The organism is Kitasatospora sp. NPDC003701 (genome assembly GCF_053587085.1).
On sequence record NZ_JBSFNM010000041.1, the window covers coordinates 25459 to 40708 of the forward strand.

General features: G+C 73.4%; 16 protein-coding genes. 5 read left to right on the top strand and 11 right to left on the bottom strand.

From position 1 onward, the window contains the following. Window positions 1–101: 101 nt before the first annotated feature. From ACWDRR_RS30065 to ACWDRR_RS30080, 4 genes are all read right to left on the bottom strand, one after another. Window positions 102–497 carry a PPOX class F420-dependent oxidoreductase gene (locus tag ACWDRR_RS30065; protein ID WP_449775389.1) on the bottom strand — a complete coding sequence of 132 codons (396 nt, stop codon included), beginning with the start codon at window positions 495–497 and terminating at the stop codon, window positions 102–104. Between the two features lie 218 nt (window positions 498–715). Further along, complete coding sequence (gene ispF, locus ACWDRR_RS30070; RefSeq protein ID WP_449775390.1) at window positions 716–1285, bottom strand: 2-C-methyl-D-erythritol 2,4-cyclodiphosphate synthase; 570 nt, start codon at window positions 1283–1285, stop codon at window positions 716–718. Continuing rightward, complete coding sequence (ispD, locus tag ACWDRR_RS30075) at window positions 1275–2033, bottom strand: 2-C-methyl-D-erythritol 4-phosphate cytidylyltransferase (RefSeq protein WP_449775445.1); 759 nt, start codon at window positions 2031–2033, stop codon at window positions 1275–1277. The genes ispF and ispD overlap by 11 nt, the downstream gene beginning before the upstream one ends. 306 nt (window positions 2034–2339) lie before the next feature. After that, window positions 2340–2822, bottom strand: coding sequence for a CarD family transcriptional regulator (locus tag ACWDRR_RS30080; protein ID WP_030244332.1), 483 nt, complete (start codon window positions 2820–2822; stop codon window positions 2340–2342). A gap of 438 nt (window positions 2823–3260) precedes the next feature. Between ACWDRR_RS30080 and ACWDRR_RS30085 the strand changes: the two genes are divergently transcribed. Then, entirely contained in the window at window positions 3261–3926 is a 666-nt protein-coding gene (locus ACWDRR_RS30085; protein WP_449775391.1) for a DUF461 domain-containing protein, read from the top strand. A 196-nt stretch (window positions 3927–4122) separates the two neighbouring features. On the opposite strand, the gene ACWDRR_RS30090 is transcribed toward ACWDRR_RS30085, so the two are convergent. Continuing rightward, window positions 4123–4815 (bottom strand): response regulator transcription factor, encoded by a 693-nt coding sequence (locus ACWDRR_RS30090; RefSeq protein WP_360634367.1) that lies wholly within the window; start codon window positions 4813–4815, stop codon window positions 4123–4125. Between the two features lie 2 nt (window positions 4816–4817). After that, the gene (locus ACWDRR_RS30095) at window positions 4818–6104 is read right to left on the bottom strand and encodes a sensor histidine kinase (RefSeq protein WP_449775392.1); all 1287 of its coding nucleotides are present in this window, start codon (window positions 6102–6104) and stop codon (window positions 4818–4820) included. 307 nt (window positions 6105–6411) lie between these two features. Between ACWDRR_RS30095 and phoU the strand changes: the two genes are divergently transcribed. Together phoU and ACWDRR_RS30105 are read left to right on the top strand one after the other, a co-directional pair. Next, on the top strand, window positions 6412–7092 hold the full coding sequence (phoU, locus tag ACWDRR_RS30100) for a phosphate signaling complex protein PhoU (protein WP_449775393.1): 681 nt from the start codon (window positions 6412–6414) through the stop codon (window positions 7090–7092). A gap of 335 nt (window positions 7093–7427) precedes the next feature. Next, on the top strand, window positions 7428–7604 hold the full coding sequence (locus tag ACWDRR_RS30105) for a hypothetical protein (RefSeq protein ID WP_449775394.1): 177 nt from the start codon (window positions 7428–7430) through the stop codon (window positions 7602–7604). A gap of 117 nt (window positions 7605–7721) precedes the next feature. Here the strand turns inward: ACWDRR_RS30105 and ACWDRR_RS30110 are convergent, their stop codons facing one another. Together ACWDRR_RS30110 and ACWDRR_RS30115 are read right to left on the bottom strand one after the other, a co-directional pair. Beyond that, window positions 7722–8309: a lytic polysaccharide monooxygenase gene (locus ACWDRR_RS30110; protein ID WP_449775395.1), complete on the bottom strand. Its 588-nt coding sequence runs from the start codon at window positions 8307–8309 to the stop codon at window positions 7722–7724. Window positions 8310–8575: 266 nt separating this feature from the next. Further along, the gene (locus ACWDRR_RS30115; RefSeq protein WP_449775396.1) at window positions 8576–9334 is read right to left on the bottom strand and encodes a phosphoglyceromutase; all 759 of its coding nucleotides are present in this window, start codon (window positions 9332–9334) and stop codon (window positions 8576–8578) included. A gap of 147 nt (window positions 9335–9481) precedes the next feature. Here ACWDRR_RS30115 and ACWDRR_RS30120 point away from each other — a divergent pair, with 147 nt between their 5' ends. Further along, window positions 9482–10891: an MDR family MFS transporter gene (locus ACWDRR_RS30120; RefSeq protein WP_449775397.1), complete on the top strand. Its 1410-nt coding sequence runs from the start codon at window positions 9482–9484 to the stop codon at window positions 10889–10891. Between the two features lie 42 nt (window positions 10892–10933). On the opposite strand, the gene ACWDRR_RS30125 is transcribed toward ACWDRR_RS30120, so the two are convergent. Together ACWDRR_RS30125 and mshA are read right to left on the bottom strand one after the other, a co-directional pair. Next, complete coding sequence (locus ACWDRR_RS30125; protein WP_449775398.1) at window positions 10934–11461, bottom strand: YbjN domain-containing protein; 528 nt, start codon at window positions 11459–11461, stop codon at window positions 10934–10936. Between the two features lie 74 nt (window positions 11462–11535). Then, window positions 11536–12912, bottom strand: coding sequence for a D-inositol-3-phosphate glycosyltransferase (mshA, locus tag ACWDRR_RS30130; protein WP_449775399.1), 1377 nt, complete (start codon window positions 12910–12912; stop codon window positions 11536–11538). 466 nt (window positions 12913–13378) lie between these two features. Between mshA and ACWDRR_RS30135 the strand changes: the two genes are divergently transcribed. Beyond that, window positions 13379–14209, top strand: a complete 831-nt coding sequence (locus ACWDRR_RS30135) for a class I SAM-dependent methyltransferase (protein ID WP_449775400.1) — start codon at window positions 13379–13381, stop codon at window positions 14207–14209. 276 nt (window positions 14210–14485) lie between these two features. On the opposite strand, the gene ACWDRR_RS30140 is transcribed toward ACWDRR_RS30135, so the two are convergent. Further along, complete coding sequence (locus tag ACWDRR_RS30140; protein WP_449775401.1) at window positions 14486–15058, bottom strand: O-acetyl-ADP-ribose deacetylase; 573 nt, start codon at window positions 15056–15058, stop codon at window positions 14486–14488. Window positions 15059–15250: the final 192 nt, after the last annotated feature.

Below are 15250 nucleotides of genomic sequence, written 5' to 3' on the forward strand. Positions count from 1 at the left end.
GGGCATGAGGGGGTGCCCCGCGACATTCTCGAATGTCAATACCGCGGCTACGCCGTTTCTTCTTCATTGCCTACCGGAGCCGCCCCCTCCGCCGGGCCCCCTCAGAGGTTGCCGACCACCTTGCGCGGGGTGAGCCGGACCACCACGCGGACGTCGTCCGGGTCGTCGAAGCCGTAGGACGCCTCGCCGCGGTACTTGCGCGCCAGCTCGTCGATCAGCTCCTTGCCGCCCTCCCGGCTGAGGGTGGCCTCGCCGCGCACCTCCAGGTAGGAGTACGGGCTCTCCGGCGGGTTGACCACCAGGGAGATCCGCGGGTCCTTCACCAGGTTGAGGTGCTTGCGGCGGCCCTCCACCGTGGAGAAGAGGACGTCGTCGCCGTCCCGCTTCACCCAGACCACCGAGGACTGGGGGCTGCCGTCGGGCTGGATGGTGGAGACCACGGCGAAACTCTTGCCGTCGATCAGGGCCTTGGCCTGGTCGGAGAGCTGTGCGGCCATCGGGGACCTCTTCTCGTCAAGCGGCGTCGGACTGCCTGCGGTGGGCGGGAGGGGCCCGGCGGGGCCCGCACCGAACGGTAGCGACTCCCGCCCCGGCCAAGGCTCCTGAACACTCGTCACCGGACGGGTATTCCCGGTACGGATCACCCGTCCGGGCCCACCGGGCCGGCCCGGCCCCTCGGTTGCCCGCCCCGGCCCCCGCAAGCGCCCGCCCCGGCTCAACGGCGCTCGTACACCAGCGCGGTGGCGATCGCCGCCAGCCCCTCGGCCCGGCCGGTGAGGCCGAGACCGTCCGTCGTGGTGCCGGACACCGAGACCGGCGCGCCGACCGCCGCCGAGAGCGCGGCCTGCGCCTCGGCCCGGCGCTTGCCGATCTTCGGGCGGACCCCGATCACCTGCACCGAGACGTTGCCGATCTCGAAGCCGGCCTCGCGCACCAGCCGGGCCGCCTCGCCGAGCAGCCGGACCCCGGACGCGCCGGACCACTCCGGCCGGTCGGTGCCGAAGTGCGCGCCCAGGTCGCCGATCCCGGCGGCCGAGAAGAGCGCGTCGCAGGAGGCGTGCGCGGCCACGTCGGCGTCCGAGTGCCCGGCCAGGCCGTACTCGGCGCCCGGCCACTCCAGGCCGGCCACCCACAGCGGGCGTCCGGCCTCGAAGGCGTGCACATCGGTGCCGATGCCGACCCGGGGGATCAGCGGCACCTGCGGGTCGGCGGCCCGCGCCGGAGCAGCGGCCTGCGTCGGGTCGGCGGCCTGCGGGTCGGCGGCCCGGGTCGGGTCAGTAGGCATCGGAGGCCCTCCGGCGGGCGAGAACGGCCTCGGCGAGCACGAGGTCCAGCGGGCGGGTCACCTTGAACGCCTCCTCGTGGCCGGGCACCACCACCACCCGGCCGCCGAAGCGCTCCACCAGGCCGGCGTCGTCGGTGACGGGCGGCAGCGCGTCGGCACCTGCGGCGTCCTCCTCGGCCAGCGCCTTGGCGTGCACCTCGGCCAGCGTCTCCCGGCGGAAGCCCTGCGGCGTCTGGACGGCCCGCAGGGTGGACCGGTCGGGCGTGTCGAGCACCGGTTCCGGTCCGCCCGGGTTCGGCTCGACCCGCTTGACCGTGTCGGCGAGCGGCACCGCCGGCACCACCGCCTCGGCGCCGGCGCGGACGGCGGCCGCGACCGCGTCCACCACCTCGACCGGGACGAGCGGGCGGGCGGCGTCGTGCACCAGGACGATCTCCACCTCGGCCGGGATCGCGGCGAGGCCGAGCCGGACCGACTCCTGGCGGGTCGCCCCGCCCGGCACCACCCGGATGTCCTTGCCGTCCAGGCCGTGGGTGTCGAGCAGTCCGACCACCTCGGCCACCCCGTCGGCCGGTGCGGCGACCACGACCAGGCCGACCGCGCGGCTGCGGGTCAGCGCCCTGACGGCGTGCACCAGGAGCGGCACCCCGCCCAGCTCCCGCAGGGCCTTGGGGGCTCCGGGCCCCAGCCGCTCACCGCGTCCGGCGGCGGGCACCACCGCTGCTGCAACTGCTCCTGTGGCGTTCAGGTTTCACTCCTTCGGCGAAGTGGGTATGGCCATGGCGTGCACGACGGGCGCGCGGGACCCCTTCCGAAAAGCTCCACGGTCTCCCGCCCACAGAAGCACGCAGAACACGCAGAAACGGTCATGCGCGCCCGGGGCCGGCCGGTTCGGGTGCGAGGCCGGTTCGGGTGCGTCGGGTGCGGGGCGTCGTCCGGACACGCCTCAGCGCCCGAAGTGCCACTGCACCACCACCGGGCGATTCGTCCGGTGGGCGGCGCGCCGGCATCGGGCGCTGTGAGCGTGTGAGCGGTGGGCACTGGCCCGGCTGCACTACGAGGCGAGCACCTCGTCGAGCAGCGTCTCCGCCTTGTCCTCGTTGGTGTTCTCGGCCAGCGCGAGCTCGCTGACGAGGATCTGGCGCGCCTTGGCGAGCATGCGCTTCTCGCCGGCGGACAGACCGCGCTCGCGCTCGCGGCGCCAGAGGTCGCGCACAACCTCGGCGACCTTGATAACGTCACCCGAAGCGAGCTTCTCCAGGTTCGCCTTGTAGCGACGGGACCAGTTGGTCGGCTCTTCGGTGTACGGTGCGCGAAGCACCTCGAAGACCCGGTCCAGACCCTCCTGGCCGACTACATCGCGCACGCCGACGAACTCCGCGTTCTCGGCGGGCACGCGGAGCGTCAGGTCTCCCTGCTGCACCTTGAGCACCAGGTAGGTCTTGTCCACACCTTTGATCTGGCGAATTTCGATGGCCTCGATCAGCGCGGCCCCGTGATGGGGGTAGACCACCGTGTCGCCAACCTTGAACGTCATGTGACAGGACCCCTTCCGTGGCTTTCCAGAATAACACGCTTTTCGGCGCACCCGAAGGGCGTTTTCGCAGGTCAGGGCCGGTCTCGGGGCTTGACAAGGACCCCCATGACGTGCTGCGGGCGACGTTCGGCGCGGGCTTCCCGCAGGTCGGAGGCGGTTCCGGCGCCCACCGAAACCTGCGGCAACACTCCCGAAACCGTGATTGGATCTTGAGATTTCACCGTTTATCGGGCCGTTTCCCGATCGTGATCCGATCTTGGTCATCACTTGACCGGGACACGGCGATGCACGGCCTCCGGGCGCGGCGCCGTGCCGCCGTACGGGCGCCGGGCGGACTCCGGAGGCGCGACACGGGGACCACCCCGTGAGCTGCGCATAAACGGGGTCGATAATCTGAGACCTGACCACCCGACACGTGACCTAGGAGAAGCCGCCGCCGTGAGCCGCAGCATTCGAGTCGGCAGCATCGCCGCCATCGCCGCCCTCGCCATCGCCTCGCTGTCGTCCTGCTCCGCCGGCAACAACGCGGAGACCCTGGAGATCAAGCCCGACAACGCCTCGGCGACGCTCGGCACGGACCTCCTGCTGAACAACATCGTCGTCGTCACCGGGGACGAGTCCTCCGGCGAGCACACCGGCCCCGCCAACGTGTCGGTGAACATCAGCAACACCGGGGCGGAGCCCGTCGAGCTCCAGTCCATCGTGGTGGGCGACGGCGCCACCGCCGTCTTCGCCGACGAGAAGGGTGCTCCGCTGAGCACCATCGTCGTCCCGGCCGGCGGCGCGGTGCTGCTCGGCGGCGACGGCAACCCGTCCGCCCGGGTCGCCTCCGCCAGCGTGCACGTCGGCGGCTTCGTGCCCACCGCCTTCGCCTTCAAGAACGGCGAGAAGGTCGCGACCGAGGCCGCGGTCAGCCCGAACAAGGGGCTGTACAAGGGCTGGGGCCCGACCGCCTCCCCGGCGGCCGTGCCGTCCAAGGCCGCCGGCTCGCCGTCCGCCTCCGCCTCCACGTCCGGCGCGGCCACCGCCCCCGCCGGCGCGCCGGCCACCACCGGTGCGGCCACGACGGCCGGCACCGCCTCGCCGACCGCCGGCACCCACTGACGCACGGCCCCGGGGTACGGCGCCCGCGGGCGCACGGCCCCGGGGTACGGCGCCTTCGGGCCCACGCGAAGGACCCCTCCGGGCGGTTGCCCGGAGGGGTCCTTCGTCGGTCTCCGCGAACGGGGGCGGGGCCCAGGGGCCGGGTGGCCGGCTCGCGCCGCCCACCCCGCCCCCGGTGCCGCGGGGCCCGGTCCGGCTACGGCTCGAACTTGTAGCCGAGGCCACGGACCGTGACCAGGTAGCGCGGCGCGCCCGGGTCCGGCTCGATCTTCGCCCGCAGGCGCTTCACGTGGACGTCGAGGGTCTTGGTGTCACCGACGTAGTCGGCGCCCCAGACCCGGTCGATCAGCTGCATCCGGGTGAGCACCCGGCCCGCGTTGCGCAGCAGCATCTCCAGCAGGTCGAACTCCTTGAGCGGCAGGTCGACCTTGGCACCGTCGACGGTGACCACGTGGCGGTCGACGTCCATCCGGACCGGGCCCGCCTCCAGGGCACCGGGGCCGCCGCCGTCGCCAGGGCCCTCGGTCTCGCCGCGCCGGCGCAGCACCGCACGGATCCGGGCCACCAGCTCGCGGGTGGAGTACGGCTTGGTGACGTAGTCGTCCGCACCTATTTCCAGACCGACCACCTTGTCGATCTCGCTGTCCTTGGCGGTGACCATGATCACCGGGACGTTCGAGCGCACGCGGAGCTGGCGGCAGACCTCGGTGCCGGGCAGACCCGGCAGCATCAGGTCGAGCAGGACGAGGTCGGCGCCGTTCCGTTCGAACTGCTCCAGCGCGTCGGGGCCGGTGGCGGCGATGGCCACCTCGAAGCCCTCCTTGCGGAGCATGTACGAGAGAGCGTCGCTGAACGACTCCTCGTCCTCGACCACCAGTACTCGGGTCACGATCAGGCCTCCGGGGCAAGCTGGGGGGTTGTGTCTGACAGGGGTTGTGCGGACTCCCCGGCGGGGAGCGTGTGGTCCTCGGGGGCCTGCCCGGCGGGCAGGCGCACGGTGAAGGTGGAGCCCTGGCCCTCGACGCTCCACACCGAGACGGTGCCGCCGTGCGAGGCGGCCACGTGCTTGACGATGGAGAGGCCGAGGCCGGTGCCGCCGGTCGCCCGTGAGCGCGCCGGGTCGACCCGGTAGAAGCGTTCGAAGACCCGCTCGCGGTCCTTCTCGGAGATGCCGATGCCCTGGTCGGTCACCGAGATCTCGATCAGCTCGCCGTCGGCCTCGCCGAGGGCGGCGGCGCTGGAGATCCGGCGGGTGGCGATCGCGACCCTGGTCCGCGGCGGACTGTAGTTGACGGCGTTCTCGACCAGGTTGCCGAGGGCCGCGGCGAGCTGGCCGCGGTTGCCGTGCAGGTAGAGACCGGCGATGCCGCCGGCCGCGATCAGGATCTGCTTGGCGGCGGCCTGCTGGCGGCAGCGGTCGATCGCCTCGGCGATCAGCTCGTCCACCGCGACCGGCTCCGGGTCGACCATCAGCCGGTCGTCCTGGACCCGGGAGAGGTCGATGATCTCCTGGACCAGGCTGGCCAGCCTGGTCGCCTCGATCTGCATCCGGCCCGCGAAGCGCTGGACCGCCTCGGGGTCGTCGGACGCGTCGGCGACCGCCTCGGAGAGCAGCGAGAGCGCGCCGACCGGGGTCTTGAGCTCGTGGCTGACGTTGGCGACGAAGTCGCGGCGGACCGCCTCGACCCGGCGGCGGTCGGTCTGGTCCTCGACCAGGACCAGGACCAGCCGGGAGCCCAGCGGGGCGACCCGGACCGACACCGCGAGCGGTTCGGCGGCCCTCGCCGCACCCGGGCGGGGCACCTCCAGCTCGACCTGGCGGATCTCGCCGTCGCGGCGGGTGGCCCGGGCCAGCGCGAGCATCTGGTCGACGGCGACCGCGCCGCCGCGCACCAGACCCATCGCGTACGCCGCCGAGCTGGCCTTGACCACCTCGTCGCCCTCGCCGAGCACGATCGCGCAGGAGCGCAGCACGGAGAGGACGGTGTCGACCCCCGGGGGGAGCGGGGGTTCGTGGGCAGGGCTGGTGAGCCCCTGTTGCCGGGTTCTGCCGTTGGTGCCGCCGTATCTGCCCTTGGCCTGTTCGCGCTCGCTCCAACGGAAGGCGATGGAGGCCGTGAGGCCGACGCCGAGCCCGGCTATGGCGCAGGCAGCGGCGGCGGCCACGTTCACGTCCATACCGCCAGCCTAAGCGCACGACGTGGTCACTCCTCCAGGGTCGGATCAAGGGATCGGCCGCCCGTTGCCGAGAATTCACCTCCACGTAGCTGCCGATTCATCGCACGGGTCGTGCGTGGTCGCCCGGACGGCCCAAAGTTGGCCACGCAGCCCGTGTGGGAGGGGCCGGCGGATCGAACGCCTGTCCGTCGTCCCCGGTGCGCGCGTACGATGCGCGCCACCAGCAGCGGTCATCCGCACGCCGTACCGACGGTCGTACGGAACGACCGGTCGGCACCGCCACCGACACAGCTACTGAGGAGAGAGCATGCGCGACGCGTACCACGAGGAACTCGACTCGATCGGCGACAGCCTGATCGAGATGGCCCGGCTGGTCGGCTCCGCCCTGGGCCGGGCCACCACCGCGCTCCTCGACGCGGACCTGGCGCTGGCGGAGAGCGTGATCGCCGCCGACGAGAAGATCAACAACCTGCACCACGAGCTGGAGAACCGGGCGATCGACCTGCTCGCCCGCCAGCAGCCGGTCGCCACCGACCTGCGCATCGTCGTCACCTCGCTGCGGATGAGCGCCGACCTGGAGCGCTGTGGCGACCTCGCCCGGCACGTGGCCAAGGTCGCGCGGCTGCGCTACCCCGAGTCGGCGGTGCCGAGCGACCTGCACGCGACCGTCCTGGAGATGGGCCAGCTCGCCCAGCGGCTGGTGGCCAAGGCGGGCCTGGTGATCGCCACCAAGGACGTCGACAAGGCGCTGGAGCTGGAGCAGGACGACGACGCGATCGACGCGCTGCACCGCGACCTGTTCGCGCACCTGATCGACGACCGCTGGCAGCACGGGATCGAGACCGCGGTGGACGTCACGCTGGTCGGCCGCTACTACGAGCGCTTCGCGGACCACGCGGTCTCGGTGGCCAAGCGCGTGGTGTACCTGGTGACCGGCGAGCACGTGGACGACTTCGTGGCCGCCTCGGAGGCCGCTGCCGGGGAGTGATCCCGGGTGCGGCACGGCGCCTCCGGAGGCAGGGTCGGTCCCGCCTCCGGAGGCGTCGCCGTCTCCCGATCCGGGCAGGCCGCCCCGCGCCCGCTCCGGGCGGACCGACCGCTCCGGTGCCGGCCCGGCCGAGGGTCCGGTTCAGCGGGCCCGTACCGTCCCGGACCGCCTGCGCTCACCCCGTGGGGTGAGTAAACCTCGGGCAGGGGTGGTGGGGGCGCACGACCCGAGGGGCTTCCCACCACTGCGCGCCCATTGACGCTCCGTCCGAACGGCGGTTTCACTCGATGCCGTAGGCACCGAAGTGTGCCCGTCACAAGGAGGGTTCCAGCGCGATGAAGGCAAACCCGACCCGACCGGCACCGGCCCACGACATCGTCGAGCCGCCCGCCCCGAAGCTGCTGCCCGTCCTCGCGGCCGGCTGCGGCTGCGGCCCGGGCTGCGGCTGCGGCTGCCAGTCCGGTGCACCCTGCCAGTGCGGCGGTGTCAGCGGCGGCTGCTGCGGCCACTGAGGACCGGCGCACCCCACGGAGCTCCGTGGTGCACGGCCGCCGTGGGAGACGGTCGTGCACCCCGGTTTCCCGGCCGGCGTGCTCCGGCCGCCGGCCTCCTCACCCGTGGAGCGCCGGTCAGAACCGGACGTCGGTGCAGGAGTAGAAGGCGTTGCCGGTGTCGGCGATCTCCCAGACCGCGACGACCACCTGGTGGCCCGTCCGGCCGCTCGGGATGGTCGCGGAGTGGCTGACGGTGCTCGGCACCTGGGTGCCGTTGTACGGGACGGTCAGGAACGGCGTCAGTTCCAGAGCGGCCCGGGTGATCGGCTGGGCCGCGTTGTAGCCGGCCTTGGTCAGGTAGTACTTGAAGTTCGTGGTCGCATGCCGGGCGGTGAACTTCCAGGTGAAGGTGAGCTGCTGCCCCGCCGTCACCTTGGTGGTGGGCCAGTTGCCGCCGCGCGGGTCGTCCAGCTCGGCGAACCGACTGTTGCCGCCGGCGCAGATGGTGCCGTCGGCCGGCCCTCTGCCCGGGAAGCCCTTCGGCCCCTCGACGCTCTGCGGCTCCCATTGGATCGCACCGCAGTTGGTGACCGTCCCCGCCCCGCAGAGCGCGGCCCGGCTGGGCGGGGTCGAGATGTAGCCGTGCGACTGCGCCGGCAGGGCGACGGTGAGCGGGACGGCCAGCGCGGCGACGGCCGCTCCGACGAGATGACGTGTGCGCATGGTGCTCCTCCGTGGGGGTGGATGGAGAGTGCGCCGGACACAGACGCGCGCGCGTGGGGGCGCGGCGGCCGCGGAAGATCCGTTGGCATGCCTGTGCCAGGTCAGTGCTCACACGGTAGGAGCCCCCGGGCCGACCGTCAATGGTCTGAACCACCTTGGCGAATCGCCGAACCCCCTTGCGGCACAAGCGGGTTGGGCCGTCGAGCAGAACGGCGACGGCCCCGCCTCCCCCGGATCGGGGGGGCGGGGCCGTCGCGGCAAGCGGATTACTTCTTGCCCTGGTTCTTGACGGCCTCGATGGCCGCCGCGGCGGCGTCCGCGTCGAGGTAGCGGCCGCCCTTGGCGACCGGCTTGAAGTCGGCGTCCAGCTCGTAGACCAGCGGGATGCCGGTCGGGATGTTCAGCCCGGCGATGTCCTCGTCGGAGATGCCGTCGAGGTGCTTGACCAGCGCGCGCAGGCTGTTGCCGTGGGCGGTGACCAGGACGGTCTTGCCGGCGGCGAGGTCCGGGACGATGGCGTCGTACCAGTACGGCAGCATCCGGTCGACGACGTCCTTGAGGCACTCGGTGTTCGGGCGCAGCTCGCTCGGGATGTCGGCGTAGCGGGCGTCACCGGCCTGCGAGTACTCGGCGTCGTCGGCGAGCGCCGGCGGCGGGGTGTCGTACGAGCGGCGCCAGAGCTGGAACTGCTCCTCGCCGAACTCAGCCAGGGTCTGGGCCTTGTCCTTGCCCTGGAGGGCGCCGTAGTGGCGCTCGTTCAGACGCCAGCTGCGGCTGACCGGGATCCAGTGGCGGTCGGCCTTGTCCAGGGCGATCTGCGAGGTGCGGATCGCCCGGCGCAGCAGCGAGGTGTGCAGCACATCGGGGAAGAGGCCCTCGGCGGCGAGGAGCTCGCCACCACGTGCGGCCTCCTTCTCGCCCTTCTCGTTGAGGTCGACGTCGACCCAACCGGTGAACAGGTTCTTCTGGTTCCACTGGCTCTCGCCGTGGCGAAGGAGAATGAGTCGGTACGTCGTGTCAGCCATGGCCCCCAGCTTAATGGAGCCCAGTAAACCCCTGGTCGGGACCCGCAGCCCTGTGTAATGTGTGCATCGCCTTAGTGACACTTACCTCACCGCAGCGCGGACATGCCGGTCCGCTCAGCGGGATGCCTGCCGCCCGGGAGCCCCCACATGCCCCATTCACGCCTTCCCGCCCGTATCCGAAGCGCAGCGAGCGAGACGGTGGGCGGCCTGCCCCGGCAGTTCTGGTGGCTCTGGACGTCGACCCTGATCAACAAGCTCGGCGCGTTCGTCGTCACCTTCCTGGCCCTCTACCTCACGACCGACCGGGGCTACTCGGCCTCGTACGCGGGCCTGGTCGCCTCGCTGTTCGGCCTCGGCTCGGCGATCGCGGCGCTCGTCGCCGGTGTGCTGACCGACCGGATCGGGCGGCGGCCGACCCTGGTCGCCGCCCAGCTCGGTACCGCGCTGTTCACGGCGGTGCTCGGCTTCGCCGACGGCCAGGTGGCGATCGCCGCGGTCGCCTTCCTGGTCGGCTTCTGCAACAACGCCACCCGCCCGGCCACCTCGGCGATCATCGCCGACATCGTGCCCGCCGAGGACCGGGTCCGCGCCTACTCGCTGAACTACTGGGCGATCAACATCGGCTTCGGCCTCTCGGCGGCCGCCGCCGGCCTGATCGCCACCCACGGCTACCTCACGCTCTTCCTGCTGGACGCGCTCTCCACGCTGGTCTGCGCGGTGGTGATCTTCGTCCGGATCCCCGAGACCAAGCCGGACGCCCCGGCCACCCGGGTCGACCAGCCCGCGATCGGCCTGGGCACGGTCTTCCGGGACAGCCGCTTCATGGCGGTCGTGGCGCTCAACCTGCTGCTCGCCCTGGTCGCCCAGCAGGGCAGCACCACCCTCGCCGTGGACATGGGCCGCGCCGGCATCACCTCGACCCAGTACGGCCTGGTCATCGGCCTCAACGGCCTGCTGATCGTGGTGCTGCAGATCCCGCTCACCCGGTGGATGGAGGGCCGCAACCGGACCGCCCTGCTGGTCGCCAGCGGGCTGTTCATCGGCTGGGGCTTCGGGCTGACCGCGCTCGCCGGGTCCTCGGCGTGGTTCTACGCGTTCACGGTGGCGGTCTGGACGATCGGCGAGATCCTGAACACGCCGACCATGATGGGCCTGGTCGCGGAGCTGTCGCCGACCCACGCCCGCGGCCGCTACCAGGGCGTCTACTCGCTCTCCTGGTCGCTCGCCTCGTTCCTCGGCCCGGCCGTCGGCGGGGTGTTGCTGGAGCGGGCCGGCAGCACGGTGATGTGGGGCGCCTGCGCGGTCTGCGGCACCGTCGCGGCGGCCGGGCACGTGCTGCTCGGACGGCGCCCGGGGGCGGCGACGGCCGCCGTACCGGCGCCGCGGACACCGGTGGACGCGGTGGTCGAGGTCGCGGTCGAGGCACAGGTGAAGCCCGCGGCGTCGCCGGTGGCCGAGGCGTCGCCGCTGGTCGAGGCGGCGGCGGGGACGGCGGTCGGGACGGCGGAAGCACGGACCGCGGTCGGGACGGCGGCGAAGGCCCCGGCCGGCTCCTGAGGCGGAGCGCGGTCCGGTGCCCGGTACGCCGGGCCCGGGCCGCTACGGCTGCTGCGGCTGCGCCGACGTCGGCGCAGCGAGGTGCGCGAAGGCGGCCAGGTTGCGGGTGGACTCGCCGCGCTTGGTGCGCCACTCCCACTCCCGCCGGATCGCCGAGGCGAAACCCAGCTCCAGCAGCGTGTTGAACGGCTCGTCGGCGCTCTCCAGCACCGTGCCGAGCAGCCGGTCGACGGAGTCCGCGGTGAGCGCCTCCAGCGGCAGCCGGCCGGCCAGGTAGACGTCGCCGAGCGGGTCGATCGCGTAGGCGACGCCGTACAGCCGGGTGTTGCGCTCCAGCAGCCAGCGGTAGACGGCCTCGTGGTTCTCGTCCGGGCGGCGGATCACGAAGGCGTTCACCGAGAGGGTGTGGTCGCCGACCCGCAGGGCGCAGGTGGTGTTCAGCTTGCGGGTGCCCGGGAGGGTCGCCACCAGGGTGTACGGGTCGGTGGTGGCCGGCTCCCAGGCCACCCCGGCGTCGTCCAGGGCGGTGCGCAGGAGGGTGAGGGCCTCGTCCTTGGTGCGGATTGCCATGGGAGTGACGTTACTCGGCGGTACCGGTGGCGCGCAGCAGCAGATCTGCAGCAGATCCGCGTCGGCCGGGGTGCTCAGGCCAGTCGGAGCCGCGATCCGCTGAGCCGGCCCGCCGGGCGGGCCAGGCTGCCGGCGTACACCTCGGCGGTGGTCGCCGCCGCCGTGTCCCAGCCGAATCCGGCGGCGTGCCGGGCCGCCGCCTCACCCTGCCGGGCGACCAGCGCCGGCTGGGTGACGTAGGGCTCCAGCGCGTGCGCCCAGTCCTGCGGATCGTGGCCGCGGACCAGCGCGCCGGTCACGCCGTCCCGGACGGCGACCGGCAGGCCGCCGACCGCGGCGGCCACCACCGGGGTGCCGCAGGCCTGCGCCTCCAGCGCCACCAGCCCGAAGGACTCGCTGTACGAGGGCATCACCAGCGCCGTCGCCGCGCGGTACCAATCGGCGAGCAGGGCCTGGCCGACCGGCCGGTGGAACCGGACGACGTCGCCGATGCCCAGCTGGGCGGCGAGCTTGTGCAGGCTCTCCGGCTTGGCCAGGCCGGTGCCGGACGGACCGCCGACCACCGGGACCACCAGCCGCTCGCGCAGCTGCGGCCGCCTCTCCAGCAGCGCCGCGACCGCCCGGAGCAGCACGTCCGGCGCCTTCAGCGGCTGTATCCGGCCGGCGAACAGCAGCACGGCGGCGTCCTGCGGCAGGCCGAGCCGGGCCCGCGCGGCGGCGTGCGTGCCCGGGGCGCCGGGGCGGAAGACGTCCAGGTTGACGCCCGGGTGGACGACGGCGAGCTGGTCGGGGCGGGCCGCGTAGTGCAGGGCCAGCTCGGCGGCCTCCTCGGTGGTGTTGGCGATCAGCCGGTCGGCGGCCTCCACCACCTGCGTCTCGCCGATCACCCGGGCGGCCGGCTCGGGGGTGTCACCCTCCGCCAGCGCGGCGTTCTTGACCTTCGCCATGGTGTGCATGGTGTGCACCAGCGGCACGCCCCAGCGCTGGGCGGCCAGCCAGCCGACCTGGCCGGAGAGCCAGTAGTGCGAGTGCACCAGGTCGTAGTGGCCGGGGCGGTGGCCGGCCTCGGTGCGCAGCACGCCGTGGGTGAAGGCGCAGAGCTGGGCCGGCAGGTCCTCCTTCACCAGGCCCTCGTACGGACCGGCGGTGACGTGGCGCACCAGGACGCCGGGGGCCAGCTCCACGGTGGGCGCGTCGTCCGAGCAGATCGCCCGGGTGAAGACCTCGACCTCGATGTCGAGCTCGGCGAGGCGCTTGGCCAGCTCCACGATGTAGACGTTCATCCCGCCCGCGTCACCGGTGCCGGGCTGGTGCAGCGGGGAGGTGTGGACGCTGAGCATGGCTATCCGGCGCGGACGGCGCTGGCGGCCCGGGACGAGCGACTGGAGCCGGCTCCGCACGGGCGGAGTCGGCTGGGCACGGCGTACCGGACGGACGGGATGCTGGATCACCTGGCTGAAGCCTCCTCTGTGCTGCCCGTCTCTGCAGCCTGCTTGCCTGCGTGCTGTTCGGTGTGCGCTGCCGCCCACGCCGCACCGCCGCGTCGCGGTCGCGATGCGGCGGCGTGCTGCCCCGTCCGGGCGTGCACCACCACCAGTGTGCCAACCACGGGGTCATCGACCGGCATTCCCGTCCCGACCCATGAGATGGCCCACGGGTGGGGGGAACGGGAGGTGGGCGGTGGTGGGGAGGGGCGGGCAGAGGTGGGCAGGGGTGGAGGGGCGGGCCGGTGCGCCGGGGCGGACCGGGGCGCGGGTGGTGTCGGGAGGTGGTGGGAGGTGCGGCGGGGGCGTGCGGCGCAGCGGCCGTTGCGGGTGGCGCTGGGGCGCGGGTCGCGGGGCGCGGGTCGCGGTGGGCCGGCGAGGACGGTGCGGGGGGCGAGGTGGGCGGCCGGGGGTTCCCCGTACGCTTTTGGGCATGGCCGCCTTCTTCGACTCCGCGACCGCGCCCGCCCGCGGGCGGGCCGGGCGTCCGGTGGGGACCGTCACGCGGGGGACCACCAACACCAACCGGCTGCGCCGGATGGACCGCTGGATCGCCCACACCCTCGGGCCCGCGCTGCGGTCCGCCGACCGCCCTCCGGTCGCCGTCGACCTCGGCTACGGCGCCGCGCCCTGGACGGCCGTCGAGCTCTCCGGGCGGCTGCGGACGGTGCGGCCGGACGTCCGGGTGGTGGGGATCGAGATCGAGCCGGAGCGGGTCGCGGCGGCGCTGCCGTACGCCGAACCGCCGCTGCTCACCTTCCGGCGCGGCGGCTTCGAGGTGCCGCTGGACGGTGGTGCGCCGGCCCAGCTGATCCGGGCCGCCAATGTGCTGCGGCAGTACGACGAGTCGGCGGTGGCCGGGGTCTGGGACCGGCTCCGGGCCCGGCTGGCACCGGACGGCCTGCTGGTCGAGGGGACGTGCGACGAGATCGGTCGGCGGCACGTCTGGGTCGCGCTCGGGCCGGAGGGCCCCCGGACGGTGACCTTCGCGGCCCGGCTGGGCGGCCTCGGGCTCCCCTCCGACCTCGCCGAACGGCTGCCCAAGGCGCTGATCCACCACAACGTGCCGGGCCGGCCGGTGCACTCCTTCCTCGCCGACTTCGACCGCGCCTGGGCGGCGGCGGCGCCGTACGGGGCGTTCGGCGCCCGGCAGCGCTGGGTGGCCGCGTGCACGGCGCTGGCGGGCAGCTGGCCGCTGGTGGACGCGCGCGGGCGGTGGCGGCAGGGCGAGGTCACCGTCCCCTGGACGGCGCTCGCCCCGTAGGCGGCCCTGCCGGGCCCGGGCAGGATCGGGTGAGCGAGCCCAGGGATTCACTCGAACGAGTTATCGAATACCTCTGGCGTGTTGACGCCTCGTCACGCCACGATGGGGGCACTCGGCCGGCGCCTCCCGTCCCACCCCTCCGACCCCGCGTTTCGCCCCGCTCCAGCCCCTCTCTCCAGCCCCTCCCCCACCTCCTCTCTCCAGCCCCTCTCCGCCGACTCGCCACCGCCCCGGCACTCGCGGCCGGCCCTCCTGCTCCTGCCCCTCGGATTCCTCCTACTCCTGCCCCGGCGACCGCTCCCCGTCGAGCCCCGACGCCCGCCACTCCCGCTCGAACGTCCGGTACGCCTCCGCCCCGAACAGCACGAACCGCACCTCCTCCAGCTCTCGCGCCGGCCCCGACCTCGCGGCCGCGACGGTACCGAGCGCGATCCGGGCCGCGTCATCCAGCGGCCACCCGTACACCCCGGCCGACACCGCCGGGAAGGCCACCGTGCGTGCGCCGAGCTCCACCGCCACCCGGAGCGACTCGCGGTAGCACGAGGCCAATTGCTCGGCCCTCTTGTCGTACTCCTCCGCCAGATGGACCGGCCCCACCGTGTGGATCACCCAGCGGGCCGGCAGCCGCCCCGCCGCGGTCGCCACCGCGCGCCCGGTGGGCAGCCCCTTGCCGTAGTGCGAGGCCCGAAGCCTTCGGCACTCCTCCAGAATCTGCGGCCCGCCCTTGCGGTGGATCGCACCGTCCACGCCACCGCCGCCCAGCAGGGAGGAGTTGGCGGCGTTCACCACCGCGTCCACCTGCTGTTCCGTGATGTCACCCTCGACCAGGGTGATCCGTGTCACCGTCATGTCCGCCCTCCGTCGTCCGTCCCGGAGCTCGCCGGTGCGTGCTCCGGCCGTCGCCCCTGTCCCCGTCACCCCATCACTCACCGCACCGTCACCGGCGTGGCAAGAGCCACAACGGCGCCGGGCGGCCGAAGAAATCCCCGGAGTCACGTTATGGTCGCGAGAAGTTCCCCGGCGCAGAGTGCCAGGCGGGCA